Origin of the sequence: Phenylobacterium sp. (assembly GCF_025934275.1) — a bacterium.
Classification (GTDB): domain Bacteria; phylum Pseudomonadota; class Alphaproteobacteria; order Caulobacterales; family Caulobacteraceae; genus Phenylobacterium.
In genome coordinates this window covers 1-16,198 of the sequence record NZ_JAICYI010000073.1, presented here as the reverse complement: position 1 = coordinate 16,198, position 16,198 = coordinate 1, and the positions used below count along the sequence as shown (strand labels likewise).

Here is a 16,198-nt window from a genome sequence, read left to right as displayed (position 1 = left end):
TGCCGAAGTCAAGAACGAAGAGTGAACTCCAAGACGCCGCTATTCTTAGGTGATCGGCGGGTCACCGCGTTTCCAGGTGGGATCAACCGTCCGGTTGAACTCTTCTTCGATGCGTTGTTCGTCTTCCGGGCTTAGGTATCCGCCCATATCGTACAAGCCGTTGATACCGGTTCTGATCCGTCCCGACCACATTCCAGTCAATATCGGGATCACCTGAAGAACACCCATGCCACGCAGGACCTTTCCGCCGAACGCGCGGGCGATCCAGGGGCGCTTTGCCCATCGCGCAAAGTCGCCGTTTGCGCTGTGTTGCGCTATATGTTCATCGGGATGCATCGGCTCGATGTTGTCCAAGGTATTCGTCCCGCCATCTGCCAGCGCTTTCTTATGAGCTACGTGGTAGCTCCGCCCGTACTCATCTTTGGGCCAGGGACGCCCCTATCTTTGCTGCCACTCTCGTTTAAGGCGGGGGTTATGCGGATTTCCGGTCAGGAACAGGTACGCATCGGCGTCGTCTCCCGCATTCCTCGCGTCTATGTATCTCGGATCGAAACCGCTAGATGCCGCAGGCGACGCGGACTGCGCCGGAACGTCCGACGTCGTTGCCGTCGAATGGACCTGGGTCGGTGTGATCTCGTCGGGGCGGCTATCTGTAGGTGCTTCGCCGCCAAAGAAGTCATTGTACTGCTGCTGCGCGGCGGCCTGGCGCGCCTGTGCGATATCGTCGGGCGAGCGGCGGTACCAGGCGTCGAGCTCCTCGCCATCGAGGGCGTCGGGGTTCACGGAACCAAAAGGGCATTCGGTCCCTCCTCTGCAAATCGGATTTCTCGGGGTCAGCCGGCGGCCAGCAGATCCAGCGCGACGCGGAGCACCGCCTCCACGCGGATGCCGTCGCGTTCGCCGCCGCCGGCTTCGCGCGGGGTGAGCTCGCGGCCGCAGACGAGGTCGCAGGCCTGGACGAGGTCGGGCTGGTCGCCGAGCCGGCGGCGGTAGCGGGCGAGCCTCGCCTCGGCCTGCTGGCGGCGGCCGGCGAGGTCGATCAGCGCCTTCAGAGGCAGCCCTGCGCCACCCATGCCGGGCTGCACCTCGAGCGTCGAGCCGATCGGAAGCAGCGGCTCCGCGACGCGGAACGCCTCGCCGTAGCGCAGGCCCGCGGCCTTCTGCGCCTCGCTGATCCGGCCCTTGGCGGCCAGCCAGTCGAGGCCGGCCTGGCGGCGGTAGGGCGTTTCGCTCGGGCCGCGCCGACGCCGCTCGTCCGGCGCCGTCTTGGCGAAGACCGAGCCGCGGGCCCGCTGCAGCGCCACGGTCTCGGCGACGCCGCCGGCGACCTCGTTGGCCTCCGCCCTCGCCTTCTCGCGAGCCTCCTTCACGAGCAGCCGCTCGCGCGCATTCATCTGGCGCATGCCGCGCGCCTCCTTTCTTCGATGGGGGTGGGGTCAGGCCCGGCCGCGGATCGCGACGGCGTCGGCCAGGCGGTAGACGGCTTCGGACGCCTGGCGGTCGCCCTCGATCACCACCAGGCCGGCGGCGGCGTGGGCCAGCAGCTCGCGAAGGAACTGCGGCCGCTCCTTGGGCCGCCGTCGGGCGAGCGCGCGGGCGACGAGCTCGGCGGCGGCTTCGGACGGTTCGATCATCGCCGGCGCTCCGGCAAGGCGGGATAGCCGCCCTGAGCCAAGACCGCCGCCACGTGGCGTCCGTGTCTGGCGTAGCGGGGCCTCATCGGGTTGAGGCCGCCGCCCCGGCGGTCCCGAAACAGCCGCTCCAGACGCAACGCGCGGAGAGGTTCGAGCCGCAGCTCGGCGGCCGCGCGGGCGGGGGGCAACCCGGCGTGACGCAGCGCCGCATAGCCGACGCTCGCGCCCGTGGTGTTTCCTGTTTGTTCTCTCGTCATGGGGGAACTGTATAATATCTACACCGCTTGCGACAAGGAATTTTGTATTTTATGTACACAATAAGATGGTCGCAGGGATCGGCATGGACGGGCGCTCCGAGCGCCTGCGCGAGGCCCGCGTCGCACGCGGTTTCGAGACCGCCGCGGCGGCCGCCGATGCGTTCGGCTGGAACCGCAACACCTACGCCTCCAACGAGAACGGCAATGCGCCCTACTCCTTCCGCAAGGCCAAGGCGTACGCCGCCGCGTACGGGGTTCGCCCGGAGTGGCTATACGACGCCGCCGGCCCCATGCGGCCGACGCCCGAGCCGGGATACGTGCCGGTGATCGGCCGGGTGGGGGCGAACCCTGAGGGCCTGGTGTTGTTCGCCACCGGCCAGGAAGGCGGCGACCTTGCGCCCATCCCGCCGGGCGGCACAGAAAAGGCCGTGGCGGTCAAGGTGGTCGGCCACTCCATGCGCGGCCTCGCCGACGACGGGGCGCTGATCTATTTCGAGGACCAGCGCACCGCGCCCTCGCCCGACATGCTGGGCGAGGTGGTGGTGCTGGAGACGGACACCGACGAGGTGCTGGTCAAGCGCCTCCTGCGCGGCTCGCGCACCGGGCTGTACGATCTGGAGAGCGTCGCTGGGCCGACGCGGCGCGACGCCCGCCTGCGCTGGGCCGCCCACATCACCGCCATCATTCCGCCGTTCCAGGCCAGGCGCATCATCCGCGGGGCGGCCTAGGCCGGGCGGCGAAGGCCGCGATGTCGATTCGGCCCCTGCGCGCCCGGCAGATGTGACGCGCGGTCGAGTTCACCACGAAGCTCAATGCGACCTTCATCAAGGTGGCGGCAGCCTCTCGCCATGCGCGCTGACCCAGGAGGCGCTCCATGTTCGATCTCTTCGGCATCTACGACGGCGGCTCCGGCCACGACTCCCTGCTGAACGAGGCGCAGCTGGCCTCCGGGGCGGGCGGTCAGAACTTGCCCGAGATCATCGCGGGCCCGCACGGCGCAGGCGTGCCGACCTCGACCCTGGTGGGCCGGCGGGGCGGTCTGCAGATCGAGCTGTTGTGGGACGCCTCGGTGACGTCGAACCCGCACTGGCAGGCGATCGAATCCGACGTGATCGCCGCCGCGAAGATGTTCACCAGCGTTTTCACAAATCCGATCGTGCTCAACATCGCCGTCGGCTTCGGCGAGGTCGACGGCTTCGCGCTCGCGCCTGGCGAGGCCGGCGAAAGCCTCACCAACGCCGCCGTCGGCCTGGATCTGCCGACGGTCGAGGCGTTGCTCGCGGGCGCCGACGCCGGCCTCGTGCATGCCGGACTGATCGCCCCCGACGCCTTCACCGCTCTCGACAACGTCGCCGGCGCGAACCCCTTCGTGCCCACCGCCGAACTGAAGGCCTTTGGACTGAGCACCCTGCTTCCGCCGAACCTGATCGACGGGTTCATCGGGCTTTCCAGCTCGTCGCTGGCGCTGTTCGGGAACATAGGTCCGACGCAGGTCGATGCGGTCGGCGCCGCGGCGCACGAGATCAGCGAGGTGATGGGCCGGATCGGCCTCGAGGGACAGACGCTCGGGCCAGCGCCGTTCAACAACCTCTTCACGCCATTCGACATCTTCCGCTATTCGGCCCCGGGAGTTCCCGATGTGACGCCGAGCGCGGGCTACTTCTCGCTGAACGACGGCGTGACGGCGCTCAACCTGTTCAACGATCCGAACAACGGCGGCGACGCCGGCGACTGGGCCACGGCGCCCGCCAACCGCATCGACGCCTTCGCCGCCTTCGCCACCCCGGGCGTAAAACTGGTCGTGACCCCGGTCGACTATCTCAGCCTGGCGGCGCTCGGCTACCAGCTTCCCGGACTGGGTTGACACCCGGCTGTGACTAGGCGGGAACGTAGGTCAGCCTGAAGGCGTCCTCGCCGACCGGTTCCCCGGCCACCAGCCGCAGCGGCGGCCGCGCGCCCGCGAAGAAGGGCTGGCCCCGGCCGAGCACGAACGGACGAAAATAGAGGCGATATTCGTCGATGAGGCCAAGCTCGGTCAGGCTTCGCGCCAGATTCGGGCCGGCGACCTCGATTTCTCCCTCGAAGCGAGTCTTCAGCCCGCGCATCGCCCCCGCGAGGTCGCCCTCCACCAGGGTGGCGTGGGGCCCCACGGACTTGAGCGAGCGCGACACGACCCATTTGGGCTGCCCCCGCCACGCCGCGGCGAACTCGCGTTCGTCGGCGTCCCACTCCGGGTGGTCTTCGTCCCAATAGCGCATGATCTCGTAGAGCCGGCGTCCGTACACGCTGCCGGTCAGACTGCGCACCCACTCGCAGAAGTGATGGAAGAGCGCAGGACCGGGCGGCGGCAGCTCCAGGTGGTCGACGTAGCCGTCGAGGGACTGCGACATCCCGAAAACGAACCTCGCCATGTCTCCACTCCCCCTACGCGCCGGCGTCGGCCAGGCTGATTTCCAGGAGCCGGAGCGCCGCGGCGGCGAAGGCGCGCATGTTGGCCGCGCGGTCGTCGCGGCCGGTCTCGACGGTGATCGCCGTCTCGATCGGCCCGGAGATGGCGACGCAGCTGTGGCCCGGCGCGTCGCCGTAGCCATTGCCGGTCGGCCCCGCAGCGCCGGTCTCGGAGATTCCCCAGGTCGTCCCGAACCGCTCGCGGGCCGTCCTGGCGAGCAGCAGCGCGTAGGGCTCGGAGGCCGAGCGCATGCCCGCCACCGCCTCCCGGGGCAGGTCCATCAGCTGCATGCGCGCCTTGCCGGTGTAGACCACCGCCCCGCCGAGGTAATACTTCGAGGCGCCCGGCACGCTGAGCAGGGCCGCGGAGATCAGCCCGCCGGAGGAGCTCTCGGCCACCGCGATGGTTTCTCCGCGCCCCTTCAGCCGCTCGCCGATCGCCGCCGCCATCTCCTCCAACTCCTCCATCGCATCCTCCGATACGCCTTGGCTTGGCCCGCCTTCGGCGCCCATGATGGCGGCTGATTAAAGCCAAGGCCAATTTCCTGGGAGGATATTTGATGGACGCCCAATCGCAGTGGACGGGCCTCGACGCCCACCGCCTGGATCGCATCGGCGATCACCTGGCCCGCAACTACATCGACAACGGCAAGGTCGTGGGCTGCCAGGTGACGGTGGCCCGGCACGGGCACATCGGCTATGCGGCCTCGTTCGGCCAGATGGACCGCGAGCGGGCCAAGCCGATGACGGACGACACCATCTTCCGCATCTATTCGATGACCAAGCCGATCACCTCGGTCGCGCTGATGACCCTCTACGAGAAGGGCTACTTCCAGCTCAACGATCCGGTGAGCCGCTTCGTCCCCTCCTGGAAGGAGCACCGCGTCTGGACCTCCGGCGAGGGCGACACGATCAACACCGAGCCGGCCCACCGGCCGGTGAGCTTCCGCGACGTGCTCTCCCACACCGCCGGCCTGACCTACGGCGGCGGCTTGCCCGGCGTCGGCCTGCAGCACCCGATCGACAAGATCTACCGCGACCTGAAGGTCCGCTCGGTGGGCGGCGCCGACAGCATGCAGCAGTTCATGGATAAGCTCGGACAGGTGCCGTTGCGCTATCAGCCGGGGACCCAGTGGATGTACTCGCTGGCGACCGACGTCTGCGGGGCGCTGGTCGAGATCATCTCCGGCAAGCCGTTCGCGCAGTACCTGAAGGACGAGATCTTCGAGCCGCTGGGCATGAATGACACCGCCTTCCGGGTCGCCCCCGAGAAGGTCGCCCGTTTCGCGGCCAACTACCAGCGCGGGCCCGACAAGCAGCTGAAGCTGATCGACGATCCGGCGACCAGCGACTTCACCAAGGAGCCCGGCTTCAAGTCGGGCGGCGGCGGCCTGACCGGCACGAGCGCCGACTACATGCGGTTCTGCGAGATGCTGCGGCGCGGCGGCGAACTGGACGGGGCGCGGATCCTGGGGCCGCGCACCATCGAGCTGATGCACATGAATCACCTCCCCGGCGGCAAGGACCTGACGCAGCTGGCGCTGGGCTCGTTCTCCGAGACCGCCAACGAGGGCGTGGGCTTCGGCCTGGGCTTCGCTTCGACGCTGGGCCAGGTGCAGACCGGCACGCTCGGGGCCGGCGACTACTACTGGGGCGGCGCGGCCTCGACGATCTTCTGGGTCGATCCGAGAGAGGATCTGACGGTCGTCTTCATGACCCAGCTGATGCCGTCCGGCACCTTCAACTTCCGCGGCCAGCTGAAGAGCATCATCTACTCGAGCATCATCGACTGATCCTTGGGGCGCTGCCGCCACCCCGCTGGCAGCAGGACTCGGCTATCTGGGCGCTCATGAGCGCCCCGATCGTCTCGCTCGCCTCGCTGTTCGTGGTCAGCCTGGCGACCTGCCTCGTGCCGGGGCCGAACAACTTCATGCTGATGCGGCTCGGCATGCGCCGCGGCCGCTCGGCGGCGCTGGCGGCAGGCGTCGGCACGACCCTCTCCTGCATCGTCTGGTGCGTGGCCGCCGCGCTGGGCCTCGCCGCGGCCCTGGCCGCGGCGCCCTGGCTCTACAAGGCGCTCCGCATCGGCGGCGGGCTCTATCTCATGTGGTTCGCCTGGTCGCTGTGTCGCTCGCAGCCCGTATCGCCCGACGCCGCCCAGGCCACCCCGGGCCGCAGCTGGCCAGCCGACGTCTGGCAGGGCTTCGCGATCAACATGACCAATCCGAAGTCGGTGCTGTTCTTCGCCTCGATCTTCTCCGCCTACGTGGGACCCGGCACGCCGCTCTGGATGCACGCAGCCGCGGTGGCGGTCGTGTGCGTCGTCTGCTTCGCCTGGCAGGTGGCGATGGCCTACCTGTTCTCCGCGCGGCGGGCGGTCGCCGCCTATGGCCGCGCCCAGCGGCCGCTCGATGTGCTTGCTTCGCTCCTCATGGGCGGCTTCGGGGTGAGCCTGATCGTGCTGGAATGAGCCGCAGCCAGGTTCTAGAACGCGCCCATGTCGATGTCACAATCCGCCCTGGAAGCCGCGCTGCGCGAGGGCTTCCCTGACGCCCAGATCGAAGTCACCGACCTGGCCGGGGACGGCGACCACTACAAGGCCCGCATCGTCTCGCCGACGTTCAAGGGCCTGACGCGGGTGCGGCAGCACCAGCTGGTCTATCAGGCGCTGAAGGGCCGCGTGGGCGGCGAGTTGCACGCGCTCGCCCTCGAGACCGGCGCGCCCTGACGCGACGCCTCAGGCGCGCGCGTGGAAGTACCACCAGGCGTCGTAGGCGCGGGCCCGGCTCAGCTGCCTGACCCCGTCGAGGGTCGCCAGCACCAGCGCGCCGATGATCGCCAGCGCGACATCCGCCTGACCGGAGCCCAGCAAGCGGGCGATGTCCGTCAGAACCTGCATGGTCCCTACCCTGTCACGCCGCGCCTAACCATCATTCAACACAGAGGGTTAAGTTGCCGGTGACCACGTTTTCCCGGCGCGGGCACGACCTGCGATACCGTTGTTCTCTCGTCATGTTCGGCGCAGAATGCGGCGGTTCGGATCGATCGGCGCAGCCATCGCCGCCGCAGCGACGGCGGCGGGGCGCCCTGGCCGAACTAGGCTCCTGCGCCGAACGCGGCGACGCGGCGCGGTTGACCTCGGGGGCGGCGCTCCCTAGCTCTTGGGCGTCAAGTTTATGCCGGAAGGCCCCGAGATGACCGACGCCGCCACCGTCAATCCCGTCCACGACTTCATCGCCAAGACCTTGGCCGAGCACCCGGTCGTGCTGTTCATGAAGGGCGTGCCCGAGCAGCCCCGCTGCGGCTTCTCCGCCCTGGTGGTGCAGATCCTGGATCACCTGGGCGTGGACTTCGTGGGCGTCGACGTCCTGCAGGACGACGATCTGCGTGAAGGGATCAAGAGCTTCACCGACTGGCCGACCATCCCGCAGCTCTACGTCAAGGGCGAGTTCGTGGGCGGCGCCGACATCGTCCGCGAGATGTTCTCCACGGGCGAGCTGAAGCCGCTGCTGCAGGAACAGGGCGTGCTGGCGGCGTGAGCCGCGGGCTCGAGCCGCCGCCCGGCCGCCAGGTCTTCGCCAGGACTTTCGACCCCAAGCTCACCGACATCGACGAGAACGGCCACGTGAACAACGTGGTCTATCTCGCTTGGGCGCAGGACATCGCGATCGCCCACTGGCGGGCGCGCGCCGCGGCGGCGGACCAGGACACCTTCGCCTGGGTGGCGCTGCGCCACGAGATCGACTACCGCCGCCCTCTCGTGCTGAGCGAGACCGCGCGGGCCCGCACCTGGGTCGCTGACCATGCCGAAGGCCCGCGGTTCGAGCGCTATGTCCGCATCGATGGCCCGAATGGCGCAATGTGCGCCCAGGTGCTCACCGTTTGGTGCCTGGTTGAGAAGGCTTCCGGCCGGCCGCGGCGGGTGCCCGAACGGCTGGTCGCAATGTTCCGCTGAGCTAGTCGCCCCGGCCGGCGGTGATCAGCGGGTTCAGCAGGCCGACCCTGCCGCCGGAAAGCCCGAGCTCCGCCCAACCGAACGTGAGCTCCGCCTGCGATTGGGGAGCCACGTCGCAGGTGTCGAGACGGCGGCGCGCGAAGGCCAGGGTGCGGCCGTCGCGATCGACATGGAAGGCGAAGTCGTCCTTGGTCGTGCAGCCGTTCGAGGCGACGCGGATCACCAGCCCGTCGGCGCTCTGGCGAACGCCATAGAGAGGCTCCAGCTCGCCGAGCGGCGCGCGCGCCGGCGCGATCTCGAGCGGTCCCAGGCTTGTGCAGCCGGCGAGCGCCAGGGCGGAGACGAGGAAGAGCCGCCGGTCCATTGCCGCCACTCCGCCACAGCCTCCGCCAAAGCAAAAGGCCCCGGAGCGAGCCGGGGCCTTTCCATATCGTCGCGTCGGAGCCTGCGCGTCAGGACGCGTAGAACTCGACCACCAGGTTCGGCTCCATCTTCACCGGATAGGGCACTTCGGCCAGCTCCGGCGCGCGCACGAAGGTGGCGCTCATGCCCTTGGCGTCGACGGTGATGTAGTCGGGCGTGTCGCGTTCGGCCGACTGCAGGGCCTCCAGCACCAGCGCCATGTTGCGCGAGCGCTCGCGCACGGTGACCACGTCGCCCGTTTTCACGCGGTAGGACGGGATGTTCACCCGCTTGCCGTTCACCAGCACGTGGCCATGGTTGACGAACTGGCGCGCGGCGAAAGGCGTCGGCACGAACTTGGCCCGGTAGACGACCGCGTCCAGCCGGCTTTCCAGCAGCGCGATCAGGTTCTCGGAGGTGTTGCCCTTGCGGCGGGCGGCCTCCTCATAGATGCGGCTGAACTGCTTCTCGGTGAGGTTGCCGTAGTAGCCCTTCAGCTTCTGTTTGGCGCGCAGCTGCAGGCCGAAGTCGGAGATCTTCGACTTGCGGCGCTGGCCGTGTTGGCCGGGACCGTAAGCGCGGGCGTTGATGGGGGACTTCGGGCGACCCCAGATGTTCTCGCCCATCCGGCGGTCGATCTTGTACTTGGCGCTATGACGCTTGGACATCAGTCACTCGTTCGTTGATGCGGGCCGGCGCCGCCAAAGATGGCGGCGCGATTGCAACGGCGGCTTCGCATCTGCCCGTCATGGATTTCCGAGCCGTCCGGCAGGCCGGCGACTGGAAGGTGCGGCTATATGCTGGCGGCCGCTTTCCGAGTCAACCTCAGGCCGCCGGCTGCGAGCCGTGGAACAGCCGCCAGCGCCAGCGGTCGAGGCGATGCTCCAGCACGCCGGTCAGGCGGTAGGGCGCGCGGCGGTCGCCTTCGTCGCCGTGGAAGACGATCTCGCCGTCGGCGATGACCCAGGCGATCTCCCCGCGAACCGAGACCTCCACTCGTCGCCAGGCCCAGGAGACCGCTTCCGGCTGGGCATAGAGGCGATCGATATAGGCCCCGATCTCGCTCGGTCCGCGCGCGATTTCGCCGGACTGGGAGCTGATCAGCATCGTGTCGGCCGCTGGGACGAAGTCGTCGAGAACGGCGCGGTCGCGCCGGCCGACGAGCTCGTTCAGCCGGATCAGCGCCCGCCGAACCCCGCGCTCCGCCACCCGCTGCGGCGGCGCGGCGACCAGCGGCGCGAGGCTCCCTACCAGCAGCAGGGCGGCGCCCGCGGCCAGGTCTCGATTGGAAACCGACATCGACGTTGCGTACTCCCTCAGCACCTCGGGCGTCGAACATAGGCATTCTGGCGCGATCTGCACGCCCCGAGGCTCACCCGGCCTCGCGCCCAGACTTGCTCCGCGCCAGCTTCTCCAGCACCTTGCCGCGGCCGCGGGACAGCGCCGTCACGACGCCGCGCAGAGTGCGGACCTCCTGGTCGGTGAACTGAGCTCGCGACAATGCCGCCCGCAGGTTCTGCTTCATGGCCGGGGTCTTTTCCGGCGGATGGAAGAAGCCGGAGATCTCCAGCTCCCCCTCCAGTTGCTCGAAGAAGCCCAGCATGGCCGCACGGTCGGCGGGCGGGGCGACGGGGCGAAAGTTGACCGGCGGCGCGGCGGCCTGGGACAGGCGCCACTCATAGGCGTTGACCGCCACCGCCTGGGCCAGGTTCAGCGAGCGGAACCGCGGATCGATCGGGATGGTCACCACGGCGTGGCAGAGGGCGACGTCGGCGGTCTCGAGGCCGGCTCGCGCGCCGCCAAACAGGAGCCCCGCGGCGTGGCCGTGCGCGGCCCGCACGGCCAGGTCCGCGGCCGCCTGCCTGGGCGTCAGCACCGGCAGCTGCAGCTCCCTCGGCCGCGCCGTGGCGGCGTAGACCAGGGTCAGGTCGGCGATCGCCTTGGCCACGCTGTCGAAGACGCGCGCTGCGTTGAGCGGCCAGTCCGCGCCGGAGGCCGCGGCCCAGGCGCGCTCCTGCGGCCAGCCGTGCCGCGGATTCACCAGCCTGAGGTCGGACAGCCCGAAGTTCGCCATGATCCGCGCGGCCGCGCCGATGTTCTCGCCCAGCTGCGGGGCGTCGAGGATCACCGCGGGAGGGCGCAGGGCGGCGTCGGCCATGGCGCCTTTTCGGGCCGCCGCCGGCCGAAGGCAAGCCGCGGCGGACAAGTCGCACCGCTGAGCCTTTGCGCGCGCGTCGGCGGCGGCTATACGGCCCCCACCCAAGAGGTCGCCACATTCAGTTCTAGAGGGAGCGCCCGCCTCTCATGGCCAAGATCAAAGTCGCCAACCCCGTCGTCGATCTCGACGGGGACGAGATGACCCGCATCATCTGGAAGCTGATCAAGGACAAGCTGATCTTCCCCTTTCTGGACCTGAAGATCGACTACTACGACCTCGGCATGGAGAACCGCGACGCGACCGAAGACAAGGTGACCGTCGAGGCGGCCGAGGCGATCAAGCGGGTCGGCGTCGGCATCAAGTGCGCCACCATCACGCCGGATGAAGCGCGGGTGAAGGAATTCAACCTCAAGAAGATGTGGAAGTCGCCGAACGGGACGATCCGCAACATCCTCGACGGCGTGGTGTTCCGCGAGCCGATTATCTGCAAGAACGTGCCGCGCCTGGTGCCGGGCTGGACGCAGCCGATCATCATCGGCCGCCACGCCTTCGGCGACCAGTACCGGGCCACCGACTTCGTGGTGCCCGGCAAGGGCAAGCTCACCCTGACCTGGGAAGGCGACAACGGCGACAAGCTGGCGTTCGACGTCTTCGACTTCCCGGCCGGCGGCGTCGCCATGGGGATGTACAACCTCGACGCCTCGATCCGCGACTTCGCCCACGCCTGCCTGAACTACGGCCTGGCGCGCGGCTTCCCGGTTTATCTTTCGACCAAGAACACCATCCTCAAGGCCTATGACGGGCGCTTCAAGGACCTGTTCGCCGAGGTCTATGAGGCGGAATACAAGGAGAAGTACCAGGCCGCGGGGCTGACCTACGAGCACCGCCTGATCGACGACATGGTGGCCTCGGCGCTGAAGTGGAGCGGCAACTTCCTCTGGGCCTGCAAGAACTACGACGGCGACGTGCAGTCGGACTCGGTGGCGCAGGGCTTCGGCTCGCTCGGCCTGATGACCTCGGTGCTGGTGACGCCGGACGGCAAGATCATGGAGGCCGAGGCCGCGCACGGCACGGTGACCCGGCACTTCCGCCAGCATCAGCGCGGCGAAAGCACCTCGACCAACTCGATCGCCTCGATCTTCGCCTGGACGCGGGGTCTGGAGCATCGCGCCAAGCTCGACGGCAACGAGGATCTCGCCCGCTTCGCCCGCACGCTGGAGCAGGTCTGCGTGGCCACCGTCGAGAGCGGCTCGATGACCAAGGACTTGGCGCTGCTGGTGGGCGACACCCAGGGCTGGCTCACCACCGAGGGCTTCATCGACAAGGTGGCGGCCAATCTCGAGCAGGCGCTGGCGGGTGCGTAGGCGCGGTCGGCGGATTCCGGACTCCATCTCTCCAGGTTCTTGCTTCGTTCGTAGCGGGCGTTAAGCTGCGCCAGAACGAGGGAGACCGGACATGAGCATCGGCTATGTGACGATCGGGGCGCTGGATGTGGAGGCGGCGCTGCCGTTCTACGACGCCCTGCTAAAGCCGATGGGTTATGAGCGCGGGCCGCTCGACGGCGGCTGGGCGTTCTATGGCAAGGGCGACACGCCGGGGATCGGCATCTGCCCGCCCTTTGACGGCCGGCCCGCGCGCGCCGGCAACGGAATCATGATCGCCCTTAGGGCCGAAAGCCATGACCAGGTGAAGACCGCCCATGCAGCCGGCCTCGCCAACGGGGGAACCGACGAGGGGGCGCCGGGCTATCGACCGGCCGAGGCGACCAGCGGCTTCTACGGCGCCTACCTGCGCGACCCGACCGGCAACAAGCTCTGCGTCTTCAAGATGGGCTGATGCTCAGGCCGAGAGCGCCGCCTTGACAGCGGAGAGGCCCTCGGCGGCTTTGGCGGCGTCGGGAGCGCCGCCCTGGGCGAAGTCGGGTCGGCCGCCCGCGCCCTGGCCGCCCATCGCCTGGACCGCCGCCTTGGCGATCTCGACGGCGTTGTTGCTGGCCTGCGCCGCACCCGTGACGGCGACCGTCACCGCCGCCTTGCCCTCGCTCGTCCCCACCAGGAAAATGACTCCGTCGGGCAGCTGTTTCTTGAACTGCTCGGCGATCGGGCGAAGGTCCTTGCCACCGACGCCCTCCATGACCCGGGCCAGCAGCTTCACGCCGCCGATCTCCTCCGGTCCGGCCGCGGCGGGGCCGCCGCCGCCCATGGCGAGTTGGCGCTTGGCCTCGGCGAGGTCCTTCTCGAGCCGGCGCGTTTGGGCCTGCAGCGCTTCGACGCGGCCGGCCACGTCGGGCACGGGAACCTTGAACTGGTCGGCCAGCCCCTTGGCGACGGCGGCCTGCTCAAGCAGGTAGCGCCGCGCCGCCTCCCCGGTCAGAGCCTCGATCCGGCGCACGCCGGCTGCGATCCCCTGTTCGGAGATGACCTTGAAGATCGCGATATCGCCGGTCCGCGCCACGTGGGTGCCGCCGCAGAGCTCAACGGAATAAGCGCCCTCGCCGTCCAGGGCGCGGCCCAGCGTCAGCACGCGCACGCTGTCGCCGTACTTCTCGCCGAACAGCGCCATGGCGCCCTTCTCGATCGCCTGCTGGGGCGCCATCAGCTGGGTCTCGGCCGGCAGGTTCTGGCGCACGACGGCGTTCACCTCGGCCTCGATGCGGTCGATCTCCTCCGGACTGAGCGGCTGGCCGTGGCTGAAGTCGAAGCGGATACGTTCGCCGTCGACCATCTGGCCCTTCTGGGCGACGTGGCGCCCCAGCACGTTGCGCAGCGCCGCGTGCAGCAGGTGGGTCGCCGAGTGGTTGGCGCGGGTGGCGGCCCGCCGCGCGGGATCGACCGCCAGCCGCACGCGGAGGCCGGGTTTCAGCACGCCTTGCAGCACCTCCAGCTGGTGGACATGCAGGTCGCCGGCCTCTTTCTGCACATCGAGGACGCGGGCGCGGCCGCCGTCCCACTCGACCTCGCCCCGGTCGCCCGCCTGCCCGCCGCTCTCGGCGTAGAACGACGTTCGGTCAAACAGCGCCTCGACCGTCGCCCCCTCAGTCGCGGCGTCCACCTCGCGGCCGCCCTCGACGAGCACGAGCAGCTCGGCCGTGGCCTCGGTCGTCTCGTAGCCCAGGAACTCGGTCGGCCCGAGCCGGTCGCGGATCGCGAACCATTCGGCGGCCGCGGCCACCTGGCCGGAGCCCGCCCAGTTCTCGCGCGCCATCTCGCGCTGGCGCGCCATGGCGGCCTCGAACGCGACGAGGTCGACGGTGAAGCCTTTGGCCCGCACCGCGTCCTGGGTGAGGTCGAGCGGGAAGCCGTAGGTGTCGTAGAGCTTGAACGCGGTCTCGCCGGACAGCACGCCGCCCTCCGCCAGCCCTGCGGTCGCTTCTTCGAGCAGCGCCATGCCCCGCCCGAGCGTGCGGCGGAAGCGCTCCTCCTCTTCCTTCAGCGTGTGCTCGATGGTCGCCTGAGCTCGCTTCAGCTCCGGATAGGCCCCGCCCATCTCCTCGACGAGGGTGGGGACCAGCCGGTGCATCAGGGGTTCCTGCGCCCCCAGCAGGTGCGCGTGGCGCATGCCGCGCCTCATGATCCGCCGCAGCACGTAGCCGCGGCCCTCGTTGGAGGGGGTCACGCCGTCGGCGATCAGGAAGCTCGTGGAGCGCAGATGATCGGCGATGACCCGGTGCGACGGCCCGTTGGAGGCGCCGCCAGCGCCGCCCACCAGGGCCCGCGAGGCGGCGATCAAGGCGCGGAAGAGATCGATGTCGTAGTTGTCGTGCACGCCCTGCAGGACCGCGGCGACCCGCTCCAGGCCCATGCCCGTGTCGATGGAGGGCTTCGGCAGGCCGGCGCGCTCGCCGTCGGCGAACTGCTCGTATTGCATGAAGACCAGGTTCCAGATCTCCACGAACCGGTCGCCATCCTCGTCGGGGCTGCCGGGCGGCCCGCCCGGGATGTGCTCGCCGTGATCCCAGAAGATCTCCGAGCAGGGTCCGCATGGGCCGGTGTCGCCCATCGACCAGAAGTTGTCCGAGGTGCCGATGCGGATGATCTTTTCGTCCGGCAGGCCCGCGATCTTCTTCCAGAGCCGGTGGGCTTCGTCGTCGTCGGCATAGACCGTGACCAGCAGCCGCTCGACGGGCAGTTCGAAGATCTTGGTCAGCAGCTCCCAGGCGTACTCGATCGCGCCATCCTTGAAGTAGTCGCCGAAGGAGAAATTCCCCAGCATCTCGAAGAAGGTGTGGTGGCGGGCGGTGTAGCCGACATTGTCGAGGTCGTTGTGCTTGCCGCCGGCCCGCACCGACTTCTGCGACGAGGCCGCCCGCGGCCAGGGCGGCGTCTCGGCTGCGGTGAAGTAGTTCTTGAACGGCACCATGCCGGCGTTGACGAAGAGCAGCGTCGGGTCGTTCTGCGGGACGAGCGGGGCCGAGGCCACGATGGCGTGGTCCTTCGTCCGGAAGAAGTCCAGGAACTCGGTTCGGATCTCGTTCAGGCTCGGCATCGGGTTTTTCTGAGAGCTCGACAGGATATCCCGTCGAAGGGCGTTAGGTGGGGTCGCGCGCCCGTTTACGAAACTCGGTGCAAGCCACGCAAAGGAAAAGGACGCCTGGGCGGGCCCAGGCGTCCTGGCTCTGAGGGCGGGGGCCCGCGGGGCCGCGCGGGGAGGGGTTGGCGTGGGGCCTCCCGGCGCGAGATGGGCCGCCCGTCAGAGGATCGTCCTAGTCCTCGTCCGCCGCGCCCCCTTCAGGGCCTCCGATCAGGAGCTCCTCCTCGATCACCGCCTTGGCGCCGCGCACCGCGGCCTCGATCTCCGCGGCGATGTCGGCGTTGGCCTTGAGGAACTCGCGGACATTCTCGCGGCCCTGGCCGATGCGCTGCGAGTTGAAGGAGAACCACGAGCCCGACTTCTCGATGATCCCGGCCTTGACGCCGAGGTCGATGACCTCGCCCAGCTTGGAGATCCCCTCGCCGTACATGATGTCGAACTCGACCTCGCGGAACGGCGGGGCGACCTTGTTCTTGACCACCTTCACCCGCACGTTGTTGCCGACGATCTCGTCGCGCATCTTCACCGAGCCTGTGCGGCGGATGTCCAGCCTGACCGAGGCGTAGAACTTCAGCGCGTTGCCGCCGGTGGTGGTCTCCGGCGAGCCGTACATCACCCCGATCTTGTGGCGGATCTGATTGATAAAGATGACGATGCACTTGGACTTGGAGATGGAGCCCGTCAGCTTGCGCAGCGCCTGGCTCATCAGCCGGGCCTGCAGGCCGGGCAGGCTGTCGCCCATCTCGCCTTCGATCTCGGCCCGGGGCGTCAGCGCCGCCACGCTGTCGATGACGATGATGTCCACCGCCCCGGA

22 protein-coding genes are annotated in these 16,198 nt (G+C 69.0%); 9 read left to right on the top strand and 13 right to left on the bottom strand.

Going from position 1 to position 16,198, the window contains the following annotated elements:
- Positions 1 to 45: 45 nt before the first annotated feature.
- From Q0W60_RS15705 to Q0W60_RS15690, 4 genes are all read right to left on the bottom strand, one after another.
- Positions 46 to 354: a hypothetical protein gene (locus tag Q0W60_RS15705; RefSeq protein WP_297697023.1), complete on the bottom strand. Its 309-nt coding sequence runs from the start codon at positions 352 to 354 to the stop codon at positions 46 to 48.
- Between the two features lie 84 nt (positions 355 to 438).
- The gene (locus Q0W60_RS15700; protein ID WP_297697022.1) at positions 439 to 783 is read right to left on the bottom strand and encodes a hypothetical protein; all 345 of its coding nucleotides are present in this window, start codon (positions 781 to 783) and stop codon (positions 439 to 441) included.
- A gap of 50 nt (positions 784 to 833) precedes the next feature.
- The gene (locus Q0W60_RS15695; protein WP_297697021.1) at positions 834 to 1,403 is read right to left on the bottom strand and encodes a hypothetical protein; all 570 of its coding nucleotides are present in this window, start codon (positions 1,401 to 1,403) and stop codon (positions 834 to 836) included.
- Positions 1,404 to 1,436: 33 nt separating this feature from the next.
- Entirely contained in the window at positions 1,437 to 1,634 is a 198-nt protein-coding gene (locus Q0W60_RS15690) for a hypothetical protein (RefSeq protein ID WP_297697020.1), read from the bottom strand.
- Positions 1,635 to 1,956: 322 nt separating this feature from the next.
- On the opposite strand from Q0W60_RS15690, the gene Q0W60_RS15685 reads away from it, so the two are divergent.
- A complete protein-coding gene (locus Q0W60_RS15685; protein WP_297697019.1) occupies positions 1,957 to 2,619 on the top strand; it encodes a S24 family peptidase in 663 nt (220 codons plus the stop codon).
- 146 nt (positions 2,620 to 2,765) lie between these two features.
- Positions 2,766 to 3,755: an NF038122 family metalloprotease gene (locus tag Q0W60_RS15680; RefSeq protein WP_297697018.1), complete on the top strand. Its 990-nt coding sequence runs from the start codon at positions 2,766 to 2,768 to the stop codon at positions 3,753 to 3,755.
- A 13-nt stretch (positions 3,756 to 3,768) separates the two neighbouring features.
- Here the strand turns inward: Q0W60_RS15680 and Q0W60_RS15675 are convergent, their stop codons facing one another.
- Positions 3,769 to 4,302 (bottom strand): dihydrofolate reductase family protein, encoded by a 534-nt coding sequence (locus Q0W60_RS15675; RefSeq protein ID WP_297697017.1) that lies wholly within the window; start codon positions 4,300 to 4,302, stop codon positions 3,769 to 3,771.
- A 13-nt stretch (positions 4,303 to 4,315) separates the two neighbouring features.
- On the bottom strand, positions 4,316 to 4,807 hold the full coding sequence (locus Q0W60_RS15670) for a CinA family protein (RefSeq protein ID WP_297697016.1): 492 nt from the start codon (positions 4,805 to 4,807) through the stop codon (positions 4,316 to 4,318).
- Positions 4,808 to 4,899: 92 nt separating this feature from the next.
- Here Q0W60_RS15670 and Q0W60_RS15665 point away from each other — a divergent pair, with 92 nt between their 5' ends.
- The 3 genes from Q0W60_RS15665 to Q0W60_RS15655 are packed head-to-tail and all read left to right on the top strand — an operon-like array spanning position 4,900 to position 7,067.
- Positions 4,900 to 6,132 (top strand): serine hydrolase domain-containing protein, encoded by a 1,233-nt coding sequence (locus Q0W60_RS15665; RefSeq protein ID WP_297697015.1) that lies wholly within the window; start codon positions 4,900 to 4,902, stop codon positions 6,130 to 6,132.
- 56 nt (positions 6,133 to 6,188) lie between these two features.
- Complete coding sequence (locus tag Q0W60_RS15660; RefSeq protein ID WP_297697014.1) at positions 6,189 to 6,809, top strand: LysE family translocator; 621 nt, start codon at positions 6,189 to 6,191, stop codon at positions 6,807 to 6,809.
- A 27-nt stretch (positions 6,810 to 6,836) separates the two neighbouring features.
- Positions 6,837 to 7,067 carry a BolA family transcriptional regulator gene (locus Q0W60_RS15655; RefSeq protein WP_297697013.1) on the top strand — a complete coding sequence of 77 codons (231 nt, stop codon included), beginning with the start codon at positions 6,837 to 6,839 and terminating at the stop codon, positions 7,065 to 7,067.
- 9 nt (positions 7,068 to 7,076) lie between these two features.
- Here the strand turns inward: Q0W60_RS15655 and Q0W60_RS15650 are convergent, their stop codons facing one another.
- Positions 7,077 to 7,238, bottom strand: a complete 162-nt coding sequence (locus Q0W60_RS15650; RefSeq protein ID WP_297697012.1) for a hypothetical protein — start codon at positions 7,236 to 7,238, stop codon at positions 7,077 to 7,079.
- A gap of 295 nt (positions 7,239 to 7,533) precedes the next feature.
- Here Q0W60_RS15650 and grxD point away from each other — a divergent pair, with 295 nt between their 5' ends.
- Positions 7,534 to 7,878 carry a Grx4 family monothiol glutaredoxin gene (gene grxD / locus Q0W60_RS15645; RefSeq protein WP_297697011.1) on the top strand — a complete coding sequence of 115 codons (345 nt, stop codon included), beginning with the start codon at positions 7,534 to 7,536 and terminating at the stop codon, positions 7,876 to 7,878.
- Complete coding sequence (locus Q0W60_RS15640; RefSeq protein ID WP_297697010.1) at positions 7,875 to 8,294, top strand: thioesterase family protein; 420 nt, start codon at positions 7,875 to 7,877, stop codon at positions 8,292 to 8,294. The genes grxD and Q0W60_RS15640 overlap by 4 nt, the downstream gene beginning before the upstream one ends.
- 1 nt (position 8,295) lies before the next feature.
- Here the strand turns inward: Q0W60_RS15640 and Q0W60_RS15635 are convergent, their stop codons facing one another.
- The 4 genes from Q0W60_RS15635 to Q0W60_RS15620 all read right to left on the bottom strand — a co-directional run bounded on the left by Q0W60_RS15635 (position 8,296) and on the right by Q0W60_RS15620 (position 10,854).
- Positions 8,296 to 8,658 (bottom strand): hypothetical protein, encoded by a 363-nt coding sequence (locus tag Q0W60_RS15635; protein WP_297697009.1) that lies wholly within the window; start codon positions 8,656 to 8,658, stop codon positions 8,296 to 8,298.
- Between the two features lie 88 nt (positions 8,659 to 8,746).
- The gene (rpsD, locus tag Q0W60_RS15630; protein WP_297697008.1) at positions 8,747 to 9,364 is read right to left on the bottom strand and encodes a 30S ribosomal protein S4; all 618 of its coding nucleotides are present in this window, start codon (positions 9,362 to 9,364) and stop codon (positions 8,747 to 8,749) included.
- A 157-nt stretch (positions 9,365 to 9,521) separates the two neighbouring features.
- Positions 9,522 to 9,995 (bottom strand): nuclear transport factor 2 family protein, encoded by a 474-nt coding sequence (locus tag Q0W60_RS15625; protein WP_297697007.1) that lies wholly within the window; start codon positions 9,993 to 9,995, stop codon positions 9,522 to 9,524.
- A gap of 73 nt (positions 9,996 to 10,068) precedes the next feature.
- On the bottom strand, positions 10,069 to 10,854 hold the full coding sequence (locus tag Q0W60_RS15620) for an RNA methyltransferase (protein ID WP_297697006.1): 786 nt from the start codon (positions 10,852 to 10,854) through the stop codon (positions 10,069 to 10,071).
- A 146-nt stretch (positions 10,855 to 11,000) separates the two neighbouring features.
- On the opposite strand from Q0W60_RS15620, the gene Q0W60_RS15615 reads away from it, so the two are divergent.
- Both Q0W60_RS15615 and Q0W60_RS15610 read left to right on the top strand, forming a co-directional pair.
- Positions 11,001 to 12,218 carry an NADP-dependent isocitrate dehydrogenase gene (locus Q0W60_RS15615; protein ID WP_297697005.1) on the top strand — a complete coding sequence of 406 codons (1,218 nt, stop codon included), beginning with the start codon at positions 11,001 to 11,003 and terminating at the stop codon, positions 12,216 to 12,218.
- A gap of 91 nt (positions 12,219 to 12,309) precedes the next feature.
- The gene (locus Q0W60_RS15610) at positions 12,310 to 12,690 is read left to right on the top strand and encodes a VOC family protein (protein WP_297697004.1); all 381 of its coding nucleotides are present in this window, start codon (positions 12,310 to 12,312) and stop codon (positions 12,688 to 12,690) included.
- Between the two features lie 3 nt (positions 12,691 to 12,693).
- Here the strand turns inward: Q0W60_RS15610 and alaS are convergent, their stop codons facing one another.
- Positions 12,694 to 15,339, bottom strand: a complete 2,646-nt coding sequence (gene alaS, locus Q0W60_RS15605; protein WP_297697003.1) for an alanine--tRNA ligase — start codon at positions 15,337 to 15,339, stop codon at positions 12,694 to 12,696.
- Positions 15,340 to 15,556: 217 nt separating this feature from the next.
- On the bottom strand, positions 15,557 to 16,198 hold a 642-nt coding region (gene recA, locus Q0W60_RS15600; RefSeq protein WP_297697002.1), incomplete at its 5' end, for a recombinase RecA.

Coding starts and splice junctions, on each gene's coding strand:
- Q0W60_RS15655 (WP_297697013.1), top strand. CDS start 6,837: ATGTCGATGTCACAATCCGCCCTGGAAGCCGCGCTGCGCGAGGGCTTC.
- Q0W60_RS15685 (WP_297697019.1), top strand. CDS start 1,957: ATGGTCGCAGGGATCGGCATGGACGGGCGCTCCGAGCGCCTGCGCGAG.
- Q0W60_RS15625 (WP_297697007.1), bottom strand. CDS start 9,995: ATGTCGGTTTCCAATCGAGACCTGGCCGCGGGCGCCGCCCTGCTGCTG.
- Q0W60_RS15680 (WP_297697018.1), top strand. CDS start 2,766: ATGTTCGATCTCTTCGGCATCTACGACGGCGGCTCCGGCCACGACTCC.
- alaS (WP_297697003.1), bottom strand. CDS start 15,339: ATGCCGAGCCTGAACGAGATCCGAACCGAGTTCCTGGACTTCTTCCGG.
- rpsD (WP_297697008.1), bottom strand. CDS start 9,364: ATGTCCAAGCGTCATAGCGCCAAGTACAAGATCGACCGCCGGATGGGC.
- Q0W60_RS15660 (WP_297697014.1), top strand. CDS start 6,189: ATGAGCGCCCCGATCGTCTCGCTCGCCTCGCTGTTCGTGGTCAGCCTG.
- Q0W60_RS15650 (WP_297697012.1), bottom strand. CDS start 7,238: ATGCAGGTTCTGACGGACATCGCCCGCTTGCTGGGCTCCGGTCAGGCG.
- Q0W60_RS15665 (WP_297697015.1), top strand. CDS start 4,900: ATGGACGCCCAATCGCAGTGGACGGGCCTCGACGCCCACCGCCTGGAT.
- Q0W60_RS15670 (WP_297697016.1), bottom strand. CDS start 4,807: ATGGAGGAGTTGGAGGAGATGGCGGCGGCGATCGGCGAGCGGCTGAAG.
- Q0W60_RS15690 (WP_297697020.1), bottom strand. CDS start 1,634: ATGATCGAACCGTCCGAAGCCGCCGCCGAGCTCGTCGCCCGCGCGCTC.
- Q0W60_RS15675 (WP_297697017.1), bottom strand. CDS start 4,302: ATGGCGAGGTTCGTTTTCGGGATGTCGCAGTCCCTCGACGGCTACGTC.
- Q0W60_RS15615 (WP_297697005.1), top strand. CDS start 11,001: ATGGCCAAGATCAAAGTCGCCAACCCCGTCGTCGATCTCGACGGGGAC.
- Q0W60_RS15695 (WP_297697021.1), bottom strand. CDS start 1,403: ATGCGCCAGATGAATGCGCGCGAGCGGCTGCTCGTGAAGGAGGCTCGC.
- Q0W60_RS15620 (WP_297697006.1), bottom strand. CDS start 10,854: ATGGCCGACGCCGCCCTGCGCCCTCCCGCGGTGATCCTCGACGCCCCG.
- Q0W60_RS15635 (WP_297697009.1), bottom strand. CDS start 8,658: ATGGACCGGCGGCTCTTCCTCGTCTCCGCCCTGGCGCTCGCCGGCTGC.
- Q0W60_RS15610 (WP_297697004.1), top strand. CDS start 12,310: ATGAGCATCGGCTATGTGACGATCGGGGCGCTGGATGTGGAGGCGGCG.
- grxD (WP_297697011.1), top strand. CDS start 7,534: ATGACCGACGCCGCCACCGTCAATCCCGTCCACGACTTCATCGCCAAG.